At 67.7% G+C, this 866-nt stretch carries 3 pseudogenes; 1 reads left to right on the top strand and 2 read right to left on the bottom strand.

Going from position 1 to position 866, the window contains the following annotated elements:
* Positions 1-150 precede the first annotated feature (150 nt).
* Positions 151-519: pseudogene (locus H7965_RS30115) on the bottom strand (transposase); the annotation flags it as partial.
* Between the two features lie 2 nt (positions 520-521).
* Here H7965_RS30115 and H7965_RS30110 point away from each other — a divergent pair.
* Positions 522-671: pseudogene (locus tag H7965_RS30110) on the top strand (IS630 family transposase); the annotation flags it as partial.
* 17 nt (positions 672-688) lie between these two features.
* Here H7965_RS30110 and H7965_RS30105 read toward each other — a convergent pair.
* Positions 689-866, bottom strand: a pseudogene (locus tag H7965_RS30105) (IS5/IS1182 family transposase); the annotation flags it as partial.

The raw sequence follows: 866 nt of genomic DNA, 5'->3' as shown, positions 1-866 counted from the left end.
CCCACCTTGCCCGCCATCCGGCGCGCACTGCTGGCTCAGCTCGCTGCCGCCATCCGGCTGCGATGTCCCAGATGCCGCGAGTTCATCGACCTACACAAGCGCGAATGAAAGTGCCGAAGTAGTGCTAGTCGCCCGTGAACTACGGGGTTTTCAGGCGGCTAAGGCGCTGGGCAGGCGTCCCTCTCCGACCTGATGAGCGGAAGTCAACAGGCTGAGCAGGCACGCCAAGAGCCAGGCCAGCCAGGCACGGAGTAGACGGAGGTTGTGGCCTGCGGCGGCGAGGACGAGGTTGATCGCATCGCCTTCCGTGCCGCGCAGGAAGTTGCGGCCGAGATGGCCGTCGCTCTTCAGGTGGCCGATGACGGGCTCGATGGCGCTGCGGCGACGCCGCTCGCGGCGAATGGTGGGCGTGATGCCGCGCTTCTGGCCGGAGACGAACACGCGGGACTTGTCGGCGTCATGGCCGCGGTAGCCACGGTCGACATAGGCGCGTTCGATCTCAACCCCGGTGAGGCGCTCGGCAGTTCATGCGCGACAACTGGCTCTCGAACCGCATCTTCCGCTGCTATGACGACATCGTCGATCACTGCTGCCACGCCTGGAACAGGCTCGTCGAGCAGCCCTGGCGCATCATGTCCATCGGCCTGCGCGACTGGGCATATGGGCTCTGATCAACGAGATTTGGTATCAGCCCCTCGCGGAACTGCATGAGGGTGACGAGGGCGAGCCGCCAGGGCGCGTAGGCGGGCTGGCCGAGCGCGGGGTAGAGGCCGGCGAAGCCGGCGTCGGCGAACACCGCCCCGAGCCGGTCGCGCAGGAGCAGGTAGGGATTGCCGCGCCGGAACGCCGCCCGGGCGATGCGGGCG

This window comes from Siccirubricoccus deserti (assembly GCF_014283215.1).
GTDB classification, from domain to species: domain Bacteria; phylum Pseudomonadota; class Alphaproteobacteria; order Acetobacterales; family Acetobacteraceae; genus Siccirubricoccus; species Siccirubricoccus deserti.
The sequence above is the reverse complement of the archived record's forward strand: the minus strand, read 5'-3'. Positions and strand labels throughout refer to the sequence as shown.